Origin of the sequence: Micromonospora sp. NBRC 101691 (assembly GCF_030269285.1) — a bacterium.
Lineage (GTDB): Bacteria > Actinomycetota > Actinomycetes > Mycobacteriales > Micromonosporaceae > Micromonospora > Micromonospora echinospora.
In genome coordinates this window covers 214,666-232,269 of sequence record NZ_BSTB01000010.1, presented here as the reverse complement: position 1 = coordinate 232,269, position 17,604 = coordinate 214,666, and the positions used below count along the sequence as shown (strand labels likewise).

14 protein-coding genes and 1 pseudogene are annotated in these 17,604 nt (G+C 72.8%); 4 read left to right on the top strand and 11 right to left on the bottom strand.

What is annotated here, in order from left to right:
- A pseudogene (locus QSK20_RS17765) lies at positions 1 to 380 on the top strand (hypothetical protein); the annotation flags it as partial.
- Positions 381 to 429: 49 nt separating this feature from the next.
- Here the strand turns inward: QSK20_RS17765 and QSK20_RS17760 are convergent.
- Positions 430 to 1,671, bottom strand: a complete 1,242-nt coding sequence (locus QSK20_RS17760) for an MFS transporter (protein ID WP_285789705.1) — start codon at positions 1,669 to 1,671, stop codon at positions 430 to 432.
- Entirely contained in the window at positions 1,668 to 2,816 is a 1,149-nt protein-coding gene (locus QSK20_RS17755) for a polysaccharide lyase family 7 protein (RefSeq protein WP_285789691.1), read from the bottom strand. Before QSK20_RS17755 ends, QSK20_RS17760 begins: the two co-directional genes overlap by 4 nt.
- A 195-nt stretch (positions 2,817 to 3,011) precedes the next feature.
- Between QSK20_RS17755 and QSK20_RS17750 the strand changes: the two genes are divergently transcribed.
- Positions 3,012 to 3,464, top strand: a complete 453-nt coding sequence (locus QSK20_RS17750) for a DUF4383 domain-containing protein (protein ID WP_285789690.1) — start codon at positions 3,012 to 3,014, stop codon at positions 3,462 to 3,464.
- Here the strand turns inward: QSK20_RS17750 and QSK20_RS17745 are convergent.
- The 6 genes from QSK20_RS17745 to QSK20_RS17720 all read right to left on the bottom strand — a co-directional run bounded on the left by QSK20_RS17745 (position 3,461) and on the right by QSK20_RS17720 (position 10,590).
- Positions 3,461 to 4,723 (bottom strand): RNA polymerase sigma factor, encoded by a 1,263-nt coding sequence (locus QSK20_RS17745; RefSeq protein ID WP_285789689.1) that lies wholly within the window; start codon positions 4,721 to 4,723, stop codon positions 3,461 to 3,463. The two genes, QSK20_RS17750 and QSK20_RS17745, sit on opposite strands and share 4 nt — an antisense overlap.
- On the bottom strand, positions 4,720 to 5,121 hold the full coding sequence (locus tag QSK20_RS17740; protein ID WP_285789688.1) for a YciI family protein: 402 nt from the start codon (positions 5,119 to 5,121) through the stop codon (positions 4,720 to 4,722). Before QSK20_RS17740 ends, QSK20_RS17745 begins: the two co-directional genes overlap by 4 nt.
- A gap of 106 nt (positions 5,122 to 5,227) precedes the next feature.
- Positions 5,228 to 7,045, bottom strand: coding sequence for an IucA/IucC family protein (locus QSK20_RS17735; RefSeq protein ID WP_285789704.1), 1,818 nt, complete (start codon positions 7,043 to 7,045; stop codon positions 5,228 to 5,230).
- Positions 7,046 to 7,074: 29 nt separating this feature from the next.
- A complete protein-coding gene (locus QSK20_RS17730; RefSeq protein WP_285789687.1) occupies positions 7,075 to 7,677 on the bottom strand; it encodes a GNAT family N-acetyltransferase in 603 nt (200 codons plus the stop codon).
- Complete coding sequence (locus QSK20_RS17725; RefSeq protein WP_285789686.1) at positions 7,674 to 8,966, bottom strand: lysine N(6)-hydroxylase/L-ornithine N(5)-oxygenase family protein; 1,293 nt, start codon at positions 8,964 to 8,966, stop codon at positions 7,674 to 7,676. The genes QSK20_RS17730 and QSK20_RS17725 overlap by 4 nt, the downstream gene beginning before the upstream one ends.
- 67 nt (positions 8,967 to 9,033) lie before the next feature.
- Positions 9,034 to 10,590, bottom strand: coding sequence for a pyridoxal phosphate-dependent decarboxylase family protein (locus QSK20_RS17720; RefSeq protein WP_285789685.1), 1,557 nt, complete (start codon positions 10,588 to 10,590; stop codon positions 9,034 to 9,036).
- 207 nt (positions 10,591 to 10,797) lie between these two features.
- Here QSK20_RS17720 and QSK20_RS17715 point away from each other — a divergent pair, with 207 nt between their 5' ends.
- Together QSK20_RS17715 and QSK20_RS17710 are read left to right on the top strand one after the other, a co-directional pair.
- Entirely contained in the window at positions 10,798 to 12,846 is a 2,049-nt protein-coding gene (locus QSK20_RS17715) for a penicillin acylase family protein (protein WP_285789684.1), read from the top strand.
- Positions 12,830 to 13,396, top strand: a complete 567-nt coding sequence (locus tag QSK20_RS17710) for a GNAT family N-acetyltransferase (protein WP_285789683.1) — start codon at positions 12,830 to 12,832, stop codon at positions 13,394 to 13,396. The genes QSK20_RS17715 and QSK20_RS17710 overlap by 17 nt, the downstream gene beginning before the upstream one ends.
- Before the next feature lie 106 nt (positions 13,397 to 13,502).
- On the opposite strand, the gene QSK20_RS17705 is transcribed toward QSK20_RS17710, so the two are convergent.
- The 3 genes from QSK20_RS17705 to QSK20_RS17695 form a co-directional block, all read right to left on the bottom strand.
- Complete coding sequence (locus QSK20_RS17705) at positions 13,503 to 14,423, bottom strand: siderophore-interacting protein (protein ID WP_285789682.1); 921 nt, start codon at positions 14,421 to 14,423, stop codon at positions 13,503 to 13,505.
- A 61-nt stretch (positions 14,424 to 14,484) separates the two neighbouring features.
- The gene (locus QSK20_RS17700) at positions 14,485 to 16,593 is read right to left on the bottom strand and encodes an iron ABC transporter permease (RefSeq protein WP_285789681.1); all 2,109 of its coding nucleotides are present in this window, start codon (positions 16,591 to 16,593) and stop codon (positions 14,485 to 14,487) included.
- Positions 16,590 to 17,576, bottom strand: a complete 987-nt coding sequence (locus QSK20_RS17695; protein ID WP_285789680.1) for an ABC transporter substrate-binding protein — start codon at positions 17,574 to 17,576, stop codon at positions 16,590 to 16,592. Before QSK20_RS17695 ends, QSK20_RS17700 begins: the two co-directional genes overlap by 4 nt.
- Positions 17,577 to 17,604 lie beyond the last annotated feature (28 nt).

Here is a 17,604-nt window from a genome sequence, read left to right as displayed (position 1 = left end):
AGCAGAAGGACAACGCCAAGGCCATCATCGAGGCCACCAAGAAGGCCGGCATGGACGAGCGGGCCGCCGTGGTCGCGATCGCCACCAGCCTCCAGGAGTCCAAGCTGGAGAACCTGGGCCACCTCGGCGAGCGCAACGACCACGACTCGCAGGGCCTGTTCCAGCAGCGCCCGTCGTCGGGTTGGGGCACGGTCGAGCAGATCACCGACCCCGCCTACTCCACCACCGCGTTCCTGAAGGGCCTCAAGCAGGTCGACGGCTGGAAGGACATGCCGCTGACCCAGGCCGCCCAGACCGTGCAGGTCTCGGCCTACCCCGACCACTACGCCCAGTGGGAGAAGCAGGCCGCCGACCTGGTCGCCGAACTCTGGACCAAGTGACACCACACGAGAGCCCCTTCCCGACCCCGGGAAGGGGCTCTCGTGCTGTCTACCGGCCGGCGGGGCGGAGGTCGGTGGTGTGGCGTACCCGCCGGGCGGGGGAGCCGACGACCCAGGCGGCGGCGGTCGCCATCCCGACCGCGCCGAGCGCCAGGACGGGTGTGGTGCCCCAGTACTGGGCGAGCCCCCCGGCGAGCAGCGCGCCGACCGGAGCCGAACCCCACACCACGGTACGGATCGTGGCGTTGACCCGGCCGTGCAGGTGGTCCGGGGTGAGCGCGTACCGGATCGGCACCTGGTGCACGTGGTGGACCTGCTGCCCGAACCCGGCGACGACCTGGGAGGTCAGCACCAGAGCGAACGCCGTCCACCCGGGCACCCACTCGGCCATCGGGGTCAGGCCCGCGCCGAGCCCGCCGACCAGCAGGGCGTACGCCATGGTCGGGCCGCTGCCCAGGCGACGGCCGAGCGGTGCGGCGACCACCGCGCCGACCAGCCCGCCGACCGCCGCCGCGCCGAGGGTCACCCCGAGCAGCCACGGGGCGAGATTCCGTTCCCGCAGCAGGTGGAGCACGAGCAGGGCGGACGAGCCGCTGGCCCAGAAGACGAGGGTGGCGGTGGCCAGGGTGACCGCGCGCAGCACCGGTTCGCCGAAGACCACCCGCAGTCCCGCCCGGACGGCGGTCAGCAGGCCCGGGGCGGGCCCGGCGGGGCGTGGCGCGCGGTGTCGGATCGCCAGCACCGACCCGGCGGCGACCAGGTGGAAGAGCGCGTCGACCGCGACGGCGACCGGCGCGGTGAGCACCTGCACGAGCCAGCCGGCCAGGGCCGGCCCGCCGAGCTGCCCGGTCGACTGGGTCACCTCGACGATGCTCTGTGCGCCGGTGCGCCGGTGCGCGGGCACCAGCGTCGGCACGTACGCCAGGTGGGCGACGTCGAGGAAGACGGCGAACGAGCCGGCGACGAACGTCACCGCGTACAGCTGCGGGAGGCCCAGCCAGCCGAGGAGCGCGCCGACCGGGATCACCGCGAGCACCACGGCCAGGGCCAGGTTGACCGCGACCAGCGCGGGACGGCGCGGCAGCCGGTCGACCCAGACCCCGACGACCAGGCCGAACAGGAGGTACGGTGCCCGGCTCAGCGCGGCCAGCACGCCCATGTGCAGCGGGCCGGCGTGGAGCACCGCCGCCGCGGTCAGCGGCAGCGCCACCACGCTCACCTGGGAACCGAGGTACGACACCCCCTGCCCGGCCCAGAGCCGGCGGAAGTCCGGGTCACGCCAGGCGGTCAGGAGTGCGTCACGCTGAGGCCGTAGATCAGCGTCTGGCCGTAGTTGTCACTGCTGCACGGCGACGAGTTGCCGCAGTTGGCCTGGGTGTACGCGCCGGCCTTGAAGTACGCGCCGGAGAAGCTCTTGTTGAGCGTGGTCTGGAGGGCGCCGTTGTAGTACGCCCTGACCTGTCCGCCGCTGACCACGAACTTCACCTGGATGCGGGTGCCGAGCTGGTAGCCGCTGGTGACCAGCTTGTGGTGGGTGGTGTCGCCGTTGGTGACGTAGAGGTTCGTCCCCTCCAGCCGGAACACCGTCACGTCGTCGTCGCCGTCGTGGATCTGCGCGCCGACGACGTGCGGCTTGGTGGACGGCAGGCGGGTGAAGGCGAGGTCCACGGTCAGGGTGTGCGTGCCGGAGGTGGAGGACCAGGCCGCGTTGGACGTCCCGTTGCCGGTCATCTCGCGCAGCTCCGAGCGGGGGTAGCTCGATCCGCTGGTGGTCACCCCGTTGACCGGGGCGCGGAACTGCACCGCCCGGCACGAGTCGGCGGTGACGAACCAGGGGTTGACCTGGTAACCGTCCAGCGCCGGCTGCTTGATCTCGGTCGGGCTGCCCGACGACCCGGTCGGCAGGGTGATCTTCCAGTTGGTCAGGTCGAGCACGTCGGCGGGGACGGCGCAGGTTCCGCTGCCGCCGTCCGCCCCGTACACCCGGGCCTCGGTGATGCTGTTCCAGTCGTTGTACGTGTTGCCGTAACCGACCACCCGGAGGTAGCGGGCGGTACGGTCCGCGAAGCCGTACGTCTCCAGTTGCCGGGTGCTGCCGCTGCTGGTCCGCTGGCTCACGACCGTGTTCCAGGTGGAGGCGTCGGCGGAGACCTGCACGGCGAACGTCTGCACGCGGGTGTCGCCCTGGTGCCAGGCGACGGCGATCGAGCCGATCGTGGTGCTCGCCCCCAGGTCGAAGCGGATCCACGAGCCGTCGCCCTCGGCCGACCAGCGGGTGTCCAGGTCACCGTCGAGGACGTTGGCCGGCACGTTGCCGTCGTGCGAGCTGGCGACCACGGTGGAGACCGGCAGGGTCGTGGCGGCCCGGGCGGGCGCGGCGGTCAGGCCGGAGCCGAGCAGGGCCAGCGGCAGGATGACGGCCATCGATCGTCGCAACGGACACCTCACAGGGGTTCGGGGCAAGCTCCATCGCTTTGCCAGCCGCGAGCGACCATAGGAGGCGCTTCGTCACCCGTCAATGTGTGGTGAGCCCATGTCACTGCCCGGAGAAGGGGAAGTCGTGGAACCGCAGGTTTTGGGCGGGAGGAAAGGGGGAGATGCGGTCGGATTCCCATCTGTGGAGGGAGCGACATGGCCACCAGAACCGGTGCCCGCGCGCGGACCAGTCACCCGGTGCGCCGGGCTGCCCAAGTGGTCGGGGCGGTCTTCCTGCTGGTCGGGGTGCTCGGCTTCGTGCCCGGCATCACCACCGACTACGGCACGATGACCTTCGCCGGCTACGACTCCGAGGCGAAACTGCTCGGCCTGTTCCAGGTGTCGGTCCTGCACAACCTGGTGCACCTCGCGTTCGGCGTCGCCGGGCTCGCCCTGTCCCGTACCGTTTCGGGCGCACGGACGTACCTGGTCGGTGGTGGCGCGCTCTACCTGGTGCTCTGGCTCTACGGCCTGGTGATCGACTACGAGTCCAGCGCGAACTTCGTGCCGCTGAACACGGCCGACAACTGGCTGCACCTGTTCCTGGGCGTGGGCATGATCGCCCTCGGCGTCATGCTGACCCGGGGCAACAACCGGGTCCGGCGCTAACCCTCCGTCGGGCGGGGACCGGCGAGCCGGGCGGCCCGCATCAGCAGGTACCGCTGCTCCGGCTGGCTGCTGGTGCGCTCGGCCGCCGCCCGGTAGTGCCCGACCGCCGCCTCCCGGTCACCGGCCATCTCGTGCAGGTGGGCGCGGGCCGCGTACAGGCGGTGGTGACCGGCGAGGCGGGGGTCGGCGGCCAGCTCCGTGAGGGCGTCCAGGCCGGCGACCGGCCCGTGCACCATGGCGTACGCCACCGTGCGGTTCAGCGACACCACCGGGTTGTCGGCGTGGCGTCCGAGGACCTCGTACAGGGCGAGGATCTGCGGCCAGTCGGTCTCGGCGGCGGTGGGCGCCTCGTCGTGCAGGGCCGCGATGGCGGCCTGGAGCTGGTACGGGCCGACCGGTCCCCGGGGCAGCGCGTGGGTGACCAGGGCGACGCCCTCGGCGATCGCGGCCCGGTCCCAGCGGGTGCGGTCCTGGTCGGTCAGCGAGACCAGCTCTCCGTGCGGTCCGGTGCGGGCCGCGCTGCGGGCGTCGGTGAGCAGCATCAGGGCGAGCAGCCCGGTGACCTCGCTGTCGTCGGGCAGCAGGTCGTGCAGGATCCGGGTCAGCCGGATGGCCTCGTCGGACAGGTCGACCCGGAGCAGGTCGGGGCCACCGCTGCTGGTGTGCCCCTCGGTGAAGATCAGGTAGAGGACGTGCCGTACGGCGTCGAGCCGAGGCCCGCGTTCCGACTCCTCGGGCATCCGGAACGACAGCCCCGAGCTGCGGATGCGCTGCTTGGCCCGGCTGATCCGCTGGGCCATGGTGGCCTCGGGCACGAGGAAGGCGCGGGCGATCTCGGCGGTGCTCAGGCCGCCGACCGCCCGCAGGGTCAGCGCGATCGCCGAGGCGGGCGAGAGCGCGGGATGGCAGCAGAGGAAGAGCAGGACCAGCGTGTCGTCCCGGTCCGCCGTCAGGGGCTCGTCCGCCGCCGGCGCGTACCGCCGGTCCGCCGGCTCGTGGCGGGCGGAGAGGTCCTCCCGTCGCCGCCGGGCCTGCTCGCCCCGGACCTGTTCGACCATCCGGCGGTACGCGACCTGGACCAGCCAGCCGCGCGGGTTCTCCGGCACCCCGCCCGCCGGCCACTGTGTCGCCGCGGCCAGCAGTGCCTCCTGCACCGCGTCCTCGGCGGTGGCGAAGTCGCCGAACCGGCGGGCGAGCACGCCGAGGACCTGCGGCGCCAGCTCGCGCAGCAGGTCCTCGGAGGCGTGGGCGCCCGTCACATGTCCTGTGGCGGCGCGGACATCACCGGGTGCACCTCGATCGGCATGTGCAGCGGGCGTCCGCCGGGACCGGGCGCGGTCGAGGCGAGCGCGGCGATCTCGACGGCCCGCTCCGGGGACTCCACGTCCACGATCCAGTAGCCGGCGAGGAACTCCTTGGTCTCGGCGAAGGGGCCCTCGGTGACCACCGGCCGTCCGTCCGCACCGGCCCGGACGATCTTCGCCTGCTCCGGTCCACCCAGGCCCTGCACCTCGACCAGCTCACCGGCGGCGGCCAGCTTCGCGTTCAGGTCGCGCATGAACCCGATGTGGGCCTGCACCTCCTCCGGCTGCCAGGTGTAGATCATGGGGAACTCGTCGAAATCCGCGCTGAACTGCATCAACAGCATGTACTTCATGGTCTGCTCCTCAGGGCCACCGCACCATTCTCGGTGCTCTCACCCCGAGGTCGAAGCCACCACCCGCGTTCTCGACATCCTCGCCGGAACTTTTCTGGGAAATTTCTCAGTCGCCCGGGGCGTACCGGGCGAGGGGGTTGGCGAGGGTGCCGACCAGTTGCAGGGCGGCGGACGGGTCGGCGAGGTCGACCATCTGCTCGTTGTTGCGCAACTGGAGCCGGTTGAGGCAGGACAGGGCGAACTCGTCGGCGAAGAGGTCGTACCGGACGAACCGCTCGGCCAGGTGCGGCACCCGGTCGCGGTAGTCGGCGGCGCACTCGGCCACCGTCCGCCAGAAGGTCTCCTCGTCGAGGACGCCCTCGGTGGCCAGCACCGCGTTCAGGTGCCGGAAGAAGCAGTCGAAGACGTCAGTGAAGATCGACAGCAGCCGCATGTCCTCCGGGACGTCGGCCTGGACCCGGCGGACCTGCTCGGGCAGCTCCACCGCCGGGTCCATCACGCAGATCTCCTCGGCGATGTCCTTGAAGATGGCCCGCTCGACCGTCCCGCCGTCGAGCACCAGGATGACGTTCTCGCCGTGCGGCATGAACGCCAGGTCGTAGGCGTAGAAGGCGTGCAGCAGCGGCACCAGGTAGGCGTCCAGGTAGCGGCGCAGCCACACCTCGGGGGCCAGCCCGGACTCCTCGATGAGCGCGGCGGCCAGCGAGCGTCCGTTGCGGTCGACGTGCACCAGCGACGCCATGGTGGCCAGGCGGCGGCCCGCCGCCAGCCCCGGCACCGGACTCTCCCGCCACAGCGCGGCGAGCATCTTCCGGTACGGCGAGTACCGGTCGGTGGCCGCCTCGAACTGCCGGTGCCGGTAACCGACGGCGGCCCGCTCCCGTAGCAGGGTCAGGCCGGTCTCCTTGATCACCTCGTCGGCGTCGAACAGGTCGGCGAGCCAGTCGTTGATCGCCGGGGTGGCCTCCATGTACGCGGCGGAGAGGCCACGCAGGAAGCCCATGTTCAGCACCGACAGCGCGGTCTTGACGTAGTGCCGCTCCGGGGCGCTCACGTTGAAGAAGGTACGGATGGACTGCTGGGCGAGGTGCTCGTCCGGTCCCTCGCCGAGGCAGACCAACCGCCGCTGGGCCACCTCACCCGCGAAGGTGACCGCCAGCCGGTTCCACCACTGCCAGGGGTGCACCGGGATGAGCAGGTAGTCGGCCGGGTCGAGGCCGAGGCCGGTGAGCGTGGCGGCGAACCGGGCCAGGGTCTCCCCGCCCAGCTCGTACGTCACCAGGGCGTCGTAGTCCAGGTCGGCGGCGCAGGTGAAGGTGGCGTGCTCGCGGTGCGCGGCGAGCCAGAGCAGACGGACCGGGTGGGCCGCCTCCGGGGCGTAGCGGTGGTACTCGTGGACGCCGAAGCCGAGCCGTCCGTTGTTCGCCACGAAGCAGGGGTGGCCCTCGGTCATACCGGTCTCGATGGCCTGGAAGTCGGCGCGGGCCAGCTCGGCCGCGCCCACCGCCGGCCGGCTCAGCTTGTACGCCGTCCCGGCCAGCGTGGAGGTGATCTCCTCCAGGTAGACCGGCAGCACCCGGTCGGAGAGGCCGAGCGCGCCGCGCAGCTCGGTGACCAGGTCCAGGGCGTCCAGCGGGAGTTCCGCGCCGGCGCGGTGGCGGGTGATGCTCTCCGGGTCGATGTGCCAGTGCTCCAGGGAGAGCAGCCGGGCGGTGAACCGGTACTCGACGTTGCCGTCGTCACTGCGGACCAGGTAGGTGCGACCGTCCGGACCGTCCGGGTCGTCGGCGACCGGCTCGGGGGCGAGCAGTCGTTCGTGGGTGAACTCGGCGAGCGCCTTGCGCACGAGCAGCCGGTTGGCCCGGGCCCAGTGCTCCGGGGTCAGGTGGGTGACGGCCAGCTCCGGGCTCGGGTCGACGGACAGCTCCGGGACGGCGACGGACTCGACGGGGTTCACGCGCGGGACTCCTCCGGTGACGGCCGGACCGTGGTGTCCAGGCCGGTGGCTTTCTCGAACATGGCCCGGGTGCAGACGCTGAGCAGCGCCTCCTTCTCGGGCTTGGTGACCGGGCCGACCACCTCGAAGCCGACCGCCGCGTTGAGGGCGTGCACCGCCGTGTTGCGGACGTCCGGCTCGACCACCACCCGGCGGGTCGCCGGATCGGCGAAGAGCCAGGCCATCACGGTGGTGATCACGGCGAGGGTGAAACCGTGCACGGGGGTCCCGGCGGGGGCGCAGAGGAAGTGCATGCCGACGTCCCCCTCGGCGGCGTCGTACAGGCCGACGAGTTCGATCCGCGCCGGGTCGTACCGTTCGGCGAGGAACGCCGGCCGGTCCTGCCACAGGCCGACGAAGGCTTCGTGGTGCGGGTGCTCGTGGATGCGGCGGTACTCGGCGGCGACCCGGGCGACGTCGGCGTCGAGCATCAGCCAGTACGCGGCCTTCGGGTGGGTAACCCAGCCGTGCAGCAGCGCGGCGTCCGCGTCCGGATCGAGGGTACGCAGGGCGAATCCGCCGAGCCGCGGGTCGACCCGGCGGTAGACGACGGCGGTCACGAGCCCGCACCCGCCGGTACGCCGAACTCCTGGAAGGCGATCCGCTTCTCGATCGGGTAGTGCTCCCGCCCGGTCAGCTCCCGGATGATCCACGAGTTGCGGTACGGCCCCATGCCCAGGTCGGGCGAGGTGATGCTGTGCGTGTGGGTGCCCGCGTTCTGGAGGAAGATCTCCCGTCCGGCGTGGTCGACGGTGTAGTTGCGGGCCACGTCGAAGCGACCGTGGTCGTCCCAGCGGATCCGGTCCCGCACCGGTTCGAGGAAGTCCGGCACCCGGTAGTGGTAGCCGGTGGCCAGCACCAGCCCCTCGGTGTCCAGGGTGAAGTCCTGCTCCTGCTCGACGTGGCGCAGCCCGAGCCGGTAGCTGCCGGTGTTCTCGTCGTACGCCGCGTCGGTCAGCTCGGTGTTGGTGAGCAGCCGGGTGCGGACCGGGCCGTCGAGGCTGCGGGCGTAGAGCAGGTCGAAGATGTCGTTGATCAGGTCGGAGTTGATCCCCTTGAACAGGTTCTTCTGCTCGGACTCCAGCCGGTAGCGGGTCGGCTCGGGCAGCGCGTGGAAGTAGTCCACGTAGTCCGGGGAGGTCATCTCCAGCGTCAGCTTGGTGTACTCCAGCGGGAAGAAGCGCGGCGAGCGGGTCACCCAGTTGAGCTGGTAGTCGTAGGTGCCGAGGTCGCCGAGGAGGTCGTGGTAGATCTCCGCCGCGCTCTGCCCGCTGCCGACCACGGTGATGCTCCGCTTGGCCCGCAGGGCGTCCCGGTGCTCCAGGTATTGCGCGTTGTGGATTATGTCGCCGCCGAGTCCGGCGCAGGCCGGCGGCAGGTACGGCGGGGTGCCGGTGCCCAGCACCAGGTGCCGGGCGCGGTATTCGACCGTTTCGCCGCTCGCGGCGACCGTGGCCCGGACGGTGTACCCGCCGTCGGCGTACTCGACCGAGGTGACCTGCTGGCCGAACCGGAGCGAGCCCAGCTTGCCGGCCGCCCAGCGGCAGTAGTCGTTGTACTCCCGGCGGAGCGGGAAGAAGCTCTCCCGGATGTAGAACGGGTAGAGCCGCCCCGACTCCTTCAGGTAGTTGAGGAACGAGTACGGCGACGTCGGGTCGGCCAGGGTGACCAGGTCGGCGATGAACGGCGTCTGGAGCCGGGTGGACTCCAGCAGCATCCCCGGGTGCCAGTCGAAGTCCGGGCGGGCCTCCAGGAAGACGCCGTCCAGGTCGGCGATCGGCTCGGTCAGACAGGCCAGACCCAGGTTGTACGGGCCCAGCCCGATCGCGATGAAGTCGTGGGTGGACAAGCGGTTCTCCAGGGGCGAGGGGCGGGGGTGGTCAGCCGACGTGGCCGGGCCGACGGGGCGGGGGTGGTCAGCCGACGTGGCAGGGTTCGGCGGCGACGCCGGGGGCCGGGACCGACACCTCGGCGGCCGTCCGCGCCCGGACGTACCGGCTCGCGTGTGCGGCGACCAGGTCCAGGACGTGTGCGATGTCGTCGATCGTGGTCTCCGGGTTGAGCAGGGTGAACTTCAGGAAGTGCCGACCGTCCACCTTGGTCCCGGCGACCACGGCGGCCCCGGAGGCGGCCAGGGCCTCCCGGGCGTGCAGGTTGGCGGCGTCGGCGAGGTGGCGGTCCGCCGGCAGGTACCGGAACACCACCGTGCTGAGCTGCGACCGGGTGACCACCTCGAAGCGCGGGTCGGTGCCGAGCAGCGTGTAGGCGTCGGCGGCCCGGTCCACCACCTCGTCGAAGAGCGCGCCGAGGGCGTCCGCCCCCATGATGCGCAGGGTCAGCCAGAGCTTCAGCGCGTCGAAGCGGCGGGTGGTCTGGAGGCTCTTGTCGACCTGGTTGGGGATGCGCTGCTCGACCATCCGGGCCGGGTTGAGGTAGTCGGCGTGGTAGGTGGCGTGCCGCAGCACCCGGCGGTCGCGTACCAGCACCGCGCTGGAGCTGACCGGCTGGAAGAAGGACTTGTGGTAGTCCACGGTGACCGAGTCGGCCTGCTCGATGCCGTCCAGCAGGTGCCGGCGGGTGGTCGAGACCAGCAGGCCGCAGCCGTACGCGGCGTCCACGTGCAGCCACACCCCGGCGGCCCGGCACTGTTCGGCGATGGCCGGCAGCGGGTCGATGGTGCCGAAGTCGGTGGTGCCGGCGGTGGCGACCACGGCCATCACGACCTGGCCGGCTCGGTGGCAGCGGTCGATCTCGCGGGCCAGCGCCTCGGGGCGCATCCGGCGGTCGGCGTCGGTCTCGACGGTGACCACCGCGTCGCGGGCCAGGCCGAGCAGCTTGGCCGACTTCTGCACGCTGAAGTGCCCGGCGGCGGAGGCGAGCACCCGCAGCCGGGGCAGCAGGTCGGCCCGGGGCAGCGGCTGGGCGGCGCAGACCTCCTCCCGGGCCATCAGCATGGCCTGGAGGTTGGACTGGGTGCCGCCGCTGGTGAAGACCCCGTCGGCGGTCGGGCCGAGGCCGATCCGGTCGGTCGTCCAGTCGATCAGGCGGCGCTCGATCAGCGTCCCGCCGGCGCTCTGGTCCCAGGTGTCCATCGAGGAGTTGACCGCGCTGAGCACGGCCTCGCCGAGCAGCGCCGGGATCACCACCGGGCAGTTCAGGTGGGCCAGGTAGCGGGGGTGGTGGAAGTACACCGCGTCGCGGAGGTAGACCGAGTCCAGTTCGTCGAGGGCGGCGGCCGGGTCGTGCAGCGGTCGGTCCAGGTCGATCCGGTCGATCTCGGGGGCGAGCCGGTCCGGGGTGATCCCGGAGAACGGACGGTCGGCGCCGGCGATTCGGCCCGCCACCCGGTCGATCCCGGCGCTCACCGTCCGCCGGTAGTCGTCGACCGTGTCCTGGTTGAGCAGGTACGCGCGGGCGGCCGTCGGCCGGCGTCGCGCCGGGACCGGCGCGGCTTCGTGCCCCTGGAGGTTCATGGCGGTTTCCTCAACGGTCGCGTGGAGACGGTCAGGGTCGGCCGGAAGCCGGAAACGGACAGACCGGCGCGAGCCGTGGTTAGGTTACCCTAACCTAACTTCTTGTCAAGGAGTTGTGATCGAATCGCGTACCGTCACCGAGGCGGGATTGTGCGTGAGCCCCCCAGTTACGTAGGTTAGGCAAACCTTATCGATGGAAGGGGTCGGGTGGAACATCAGGTCTTCCGTGATCCGTGGGGAATTCCCCACCTGCGGGCCGACGATCCGCGGGCCCTCGCCTTCGCCCAGGGGCGCAACGCGGCGATCGACCGCGCCTGGCAGGTCGAGGTGGAACGGCACCGGTCACAGGGGACCAGCGCCTCCTTCCTCGGCGCGGACGCGCTCGACTGGGACCTCTTCGCCCGGCAGGCCCGGCTCGCCGACACCGCCCGCCGCTGCCACGCCAACCTCGACCCGGCCACCGCCGCCTGGGTGCAGGCGTACGTCGACGGCGTGAACGCCGGCCTCGCCGCCGGAGCCCGCCGGGCGCCGCAGTTCGCCGCCACCGGGCTGACCCCCGGCCACTGGCAGCCCTGGACCCCGCTCGCCGTCTGGCTAGCCCACCACATCCTGTTCGCCGGATTCCCGGCCAAGCTCTGGCGGACCGAGGTCGCCCGCCACCTCGGCGCGGACGCGGTCCCCCTCTTCGCCACCGACCGCCCCGACACCGCCGGCAGCAACGGTTGGCTGCTCACCGGCGCGCGCACCGCCAGCGGGGCGGCGATCGTCGCCGGGGACCCGCACCGGTTCATCGAGGACCCCGGCATCTACCAGCAGATCCGGCTGGCCTGCCCGGCGTACGACGTGGTCGGACTGGCCGTGCCGGGCGTGCCCGGCATCGCCCACTTCGGACACGCCGGCACGGTGGCCTGGGCGATCACCAACGCGATGGCCGACTACCAGGACCTCTACGCCGAGCGGCTGCGCCGCCGGGGCGACACCGTCGAGGCACTCGGCCCGGACGGCTGGCACCCCGCCGAGCGGCACGTCGAGACGGTCGAGGTGGCCGACGGCGACCCGGTCGAGGTCGAGATCGTGGAGACCGCACGTGGGCCGGTGATCGTCGGCGGCCCCGACGACGAGCCGGCGATCAGCCTCCGCTACCCGCCCCGGGTCTCCGGCGACCTCGGCTTCGCCGCGCTGCCCGCCCTGCTCGCCGCCACCCGGGTCGCCGACGTGGACGCCGCCGTCGACCACTGGGTGGAGCCGGTCAACGTGGTGCTCGCCGCCGACACCGAGGGCGGCCTGCTGCACCGCGCCGCCGGGGCGGTGCCGGTGCGAAACCGGGCCAACGGGCTGCGGGTCGTCCCGGCCTGGGAACCCGGCCACGAGTGGCGCGGCTGGCACGACCTGCCCCGTGCCGAGGTGCGCGACCTTGCCGTGATGGCCAATGAACGGGGCGTCGCCACGCCGCTCGGCGTCGAGTTCGCCCCACCTCACCGGGCCGACCGGATCCGGGAACTCCTCACCGCGCGCCGGGACTGGACCGCCGACGACCAGAAGACCGTCCACACCGACACCCGGCTGGCCTCCGCCGAGCCGCTGCTGGCCCTCCTCGCCGGCCTGGACGGGCTCCCCCCGGCCGCCGCCGCCCTGCGGGACCGGCTGCTGCGCTGGGACCGCGAGATGAGCGCCGACAGCGTCGACGCCGCCGCCTTCGCCGCCGTCCGGGCCGGGGTGGTACGCCGGCTCGCGGCGCACCCGACGCTGACCCCGCTGGCCGACCCGACCCGGTACCCGGCGCTGTTCCACCCCTGGCTCGCCCTGGTGCCGAAGGTCGGGTTCGCCCTGGAGACCCTGCTCACCACGGATCTCCTTCCGGCATCCGACCGGGTCGCCGCCGCCCGTGCCGCGCTCGACGAGACGGCCGACGCCGCCCCGACCCGCTGGGGGGAGGTGCACCGGCTCGCCCCCTGGGCGGCCCGGCCCGACCCGGACGAGCAGTGGCCGGGCCTCTCCGGCGACCACGACTGCGTGCTCGCCACCTCCAGCGTTCCCGGGGTCACCCACCTCTGCCTCCGGGCGTCGGCCGCCCGGTACGTCTGGGACCTGGGCCGACGGGACGACAGCCGGTGGATCGTGCCGTTCGGGGCGTCCGGGGTGCCCGGCGACCCGCACCGCCGCGACCAGCTGCCGTACTGGCTGCGCGGTGATCTCGCACCCGTGGTCACCGACTGGCACCGGCTCACCGAGGAGCGCGATGACGACACCCACTGACCCGGTCTGGCGGCGGCACGTCGACGGCTTCGGGGAGGTGACCATCCGGCCCGTCGCCCCGGCCACCGACGCCGACCTGATCCACGACTGGGTCACCCGGGAACGGTCCCGCTTCTGGGGCATGCGGGACGCCAGCCGGGAGCGGGTCGAGGAGATCTACGCCTACCTGGACTCGCTGACCACCCACCACGCGTACCTGATCCACCGGGACGGCCGCCCGGTGGGGCTCTTCCAGACGTACGAGCCGGCGGCCGACCCGGTGGGCGAGTGCTACGACGTGCGGCCGGGCGACTTCGGCATCCACCTGATGGTCGGGCCACCGGACGGCGGCACCGAGCCGGGCTTCACCGGCACCGTGCTCGGCGCGTTCCTCGACTTCGTCCTGACCGACGGGTCCCGACGGCGGATCGTCGTCGAGCCGGACGCCCGCAACGACCGGGCCATCGCCCGGCTGGTCCGGGCGGGGTTCGTGCCCGGCCCGGAGGTGGACCTGCCGCACAAACGCGCCCGGCTCCTCTTCCTCGACCGCCCCGGCTCCGTCCCCGGCTGATCGACTCGTCCTGCGGTATGTCGGGGTGTCCGTGGCCCGGATGGGGCCGACATGCCGCAGAACGAGTCGATCAAGCGGCCGGCGGGGCGGTGAGGTGGTGGGGTGGTCAGTCGGCGGTGCGGCCCAGTCGCCAGTAGCCCATGAAGGCCACCGCGCTCCGGTCGAGCCCCCGTTCGGTGACCAGGTGCCGGCGTAGTCCCCGGATCACCGCCGCCTCGCCGGCCAGCCAGGCGTAGAGCGGGGCGGCGGGAGGCACATCCGGCACCTCCCAGAGGATGTCCCGGTCGACGTCCACCTCGGCCAGCAACCCGGCCGGCGCGCCGGCCAGCGCGAGAGCGGGCCGGGCGGCCGGCAGCAGCTCCCCGGCGAGCGCCGCCACGGTCGGGGCGAGCCGGCTGCCGTGGGCCGCGCCGATCCGGGGCAGCCAGGTCACCGTCACGCCCGAGGGAGCGGCCACCGGCAGGACGTCGCCGGTGTCGGGCACCTCGATCAGGGCGTGGCCCCGGGCGTCGGCCGGCAGCCGTTCCAGGATGGCGCAGATCGCCGGGGCGGCCGTCTCGTCCCCGGCGAGCAGCAGCGTCCCGACCGCCGGGGGCCGGAACTCGACCCCGCCGTGCACCCCGTCGAACCCGGCGTCCGGGCCCACCAGGGCGAGCCGGTCGCCGAGCCGGGCCCGCCGCGCCCACCGGGTGGCCGGGCCGCCGTCGCCGTGCAGCACCAGGTCGACGTCCACCTCCTGGACGTCCTGGCGCACCGCCCGGACCGTGTACGTCCGGACGTGGCAGCGCGACTCCTCCGGCAGCGTCCGCCACTGCTGGTACCAGTCGGCGCCGTGCGGCAGCTCGGCCACCGTCTCGCCGGTACGCGGCAGCGCCACCTTGATCCGCTGGTCGTAACCGTTGTCGGCGAACCGGTCCAGGTCCGGGCCGGTGAAGGTGACCCGCAGGAACGACGGGCTGAGCCGGCGCAGCGCACGGACCTCGACGGCGAAGACGCGCCAGGGGGCGACGGAGAGGGTGCTCGGCATGACGGCCTTCCTTATCGGTGCGCGGTGGTCCGGCACGGGTGCCGGACCACCGGTCGGGAACTCATCGCGGCCCGGTCGCCGCGCCGCGCGAGCGCCACAGCAACCAGACGAAGTAGGGGGTGCCGACCAGCGCGGTGACCAGGCCGGCGGGGACCTGGGCGGGAGCGATGACCGTGCGGCCGAGGGTGTCGGCGAGGCTGACCAGGGCCGCGCCGAGCAGCACGGCGACCGGCAGCACCCGCGAGTGCCGGCCACCGACCAGGGCCCGGGCGGCGTGCGGGGCGACCAGCCCGACGAAGCCGATCACGCCGACCGCGCTGACCGCCGTCGAGGTGAGCAGCGCCGCCGCGCCGAGGGCGAGCAGCCGGGTGCGTTCCAGCCGGACGCCGAGCACCCGGGGGGTGTCGTCGTCCAGCGACAGCAGGTCGAGTTCCCGCCGGGCCGCGACGATGGCCGGAATGCTGAGCAGCAACGCGATCGCCACCGGGAGGACCTGCGGGGCCGTCCGGCCGTAGGTGGAGCCGGAGAGCCAGGTCAGCGCCTTGCCGGTGTTCCACGGATCGGAGGTGACGATGATGAAGGTGATGATGGCGGTGCCGCCCTGCCAGACCGCGAAACCGATCAGCACCAGGCGGTCGGAGCTGAGGCCGCCCTGCCGGGCCAGTCCGTAGACCAGGGCGAACGCCAGGACCGCGCCGAGCCCGGCGGCTCCGGAGATGGCCGCGACCCCGGCCAGCGGGACGAAGGTCAGCAGCGCCACCGCACCGATGCCGGCGCCGCCGGTGATGCCGAGGATGCCCGGTTCGGCGAGCGGGTTGCGGCAGACCGCCTGCACGGTGGTGCCGGCGACGGCGAGCGCCGCGCCGGCCAGCAGCGCCGCCGCGACCCGGGGCCAGCGCTGGTCCAGCACGAAGGTGTACGCCGGACCGGTCCGTCCCTGCACCCAGTTGACCACGTCGCCGAGGAGCACCCAGGTGTCCCCGAAGAGCATGCCGAGCGCGACCGCGACGACCGTCACCACGGCGGCGGCGGTGACCACGCCGAGGTGGAAGGCGCGGGAGCGGACCGCGGCGTGCCCGCCCGGTGGGCGACGGGTGGGACCGGCGTCCCGGTAGCGGCGGGCCAGCCACACCATCAGGATCGCGCCGAAGAGGGTGGTGACCACGCCGGTCGGCACGTCCACCCCGGCCTGCCCGCCGAGGACGGCCCGCAGCAGCACGTCGGAACCGAGCACGATGACCACGCCGGCCAGGCCGGACAGGGGCAGCAGGACCCGGTGCCGGTGCACGCCGGGGACGATCCGGCCGAGCAGCCGGACGATCACCGGGGCGCAGAGCCCGACGAAGCCGATCGGCCCGGCGAGGGTCACCGCGGCGGCGGAGAGCAGGACGGCGAGCACGATCACCAGGAGGCGGGTGCGTCGGACGTCCAGCCCGAGCACGGTGGCGGTGTCGTCGCCGAGGGCCAGCACGTCCATCCGGTGGCCGAGTGCGACCAGCAGCGCGGCGGCGACCGCGATCACCGGGGCGAGCTGGGTGAACGCCGCCAGGTCGGCCTGCACCAGCGAGCCGTTGCCCCAGGCGAACAGACCGATGGTGGCCTGCTCGAAGAGGAGCATCAGCAGCATGGTGACGGAACTCAGGGCGAGCGCGGTGGCCGAACCGGCGAGGATCAGCCGGGTGGTGGCGGCCTGACCGCCGGTGGCCAGCGTCAGCACCAGACCGGCGGCGAGCAGGCCACCGACGAAGGCGATCACGCCGGAGGAGAACACCGGTAGCGAGATGCCGAACGCCGCCACGGTCACGATCGCCAGGTGCGCCCCGGCGTTGACCGCGAGGGTGTCCGGGGACGCCAGCGGGTTGCGGGCCAGGGACTGGAGGGCGGCTCCGGCGAAGCCGAGCGCGACGCCGACGGCGAGTCCGGCGAGCAGCCGGGGGATCCGGGAGGCGACCAGCACCCGGGCCGCCTCGTCGTCGGCGCCGACGAGCAGGCGCAGCAGGTCGAGCGCGCCGACGGTGGAGGTGCCCTGGGTCAGGTGCACCGCCGTGATCACCAGGACGAGACCGACGGCGAGGACGAAGGCGGTGACGACGCGGGAGGGGGCGAGCGGTCCGCCCGGGACGGCCGTGGTGGCCGCTCCCGGACGGACCGGCGTGCTGAGCTGGCTCAAGCCGTGTAGACCTTCACGAACTCGTCGACGTACTGCTTGCCGGAGAGCGGCCCGCCGAAGGTCCAGATGCCGTCCGGCATCCGGTGCAGCTTGTTCTGCTGCACGAAGGGCAGCGACTTCCAGATCGCGTTGTTGGCGAGACCGTCCTTGAAGACGTCGTCGCCGTCCGAGGCGTTGTAGAAGAAGGTCAGGTCCTGGCCCTTGAGGACGGTCAGGCCCTCGACGTCGGTCTGGCCCAGCCCCCACACCTCGTCGACCTTGCCGGTCCAGGCGTTCTTCAGGCCGAGCTGGATGCCGATCTGGGAGACGAAGGCACCCTGACCGAACATCCGGACGGTGACGTTGCTGCCGTCCTTCCAGCCGTCGGCGACGGCGAACTGCCGTCCGGCCGCCCCGGCGTCGGCGATCTTCTTCTTGGCGTCGGCGATCGCGGCGTCGAAGTCGGCGAGCAGCTTCTCGCCCTCGGCGGTCTTGCCGGTCGCCTGGGCGATCATGGTCACGTCCGACCGCATCCGGCCGATGTTGTCCTTGGCGTCGCTGGCCTTGGTGACCAGCACCGGGACGTACTTCTCCAGCTGCGAGACGACCGCGCCGCCCCGGTCGTCCGCCATGACCACCAGGTCGGGCTGGAGCGCGACGATCGAGTCGACGCTGGGCTCGCCCCGGGTCCCGACGTCCTTGACGGTGTCGTCGAGCTTCACGGAGGTGACCCAGGTCGCGTACCCCTTGGGGTCGGCCACGCCGGCCGGCATGACACCGAGGCTGGCCAGGATCTCGGCCTCGGCCCACTCCAGCGCGACGACCTTGGTGGCCGGTGCCTTGAGGGTGACGGCCTTGCCCCGGCTGTCGGTGACGGTCACCGGGCCACTGGACGCGGCGTCGGAGGTGGAGGGGCTCGCGGCCGGGTCTTCGGTGGTGCCGCAGGCGCCCAGGGCCAGCGCGGCGACGGCGGCGACCAGGAGGGTCGCACGGGTACGCATCATGACGTCTTCTCTGCTCGTGGTTCGGTTG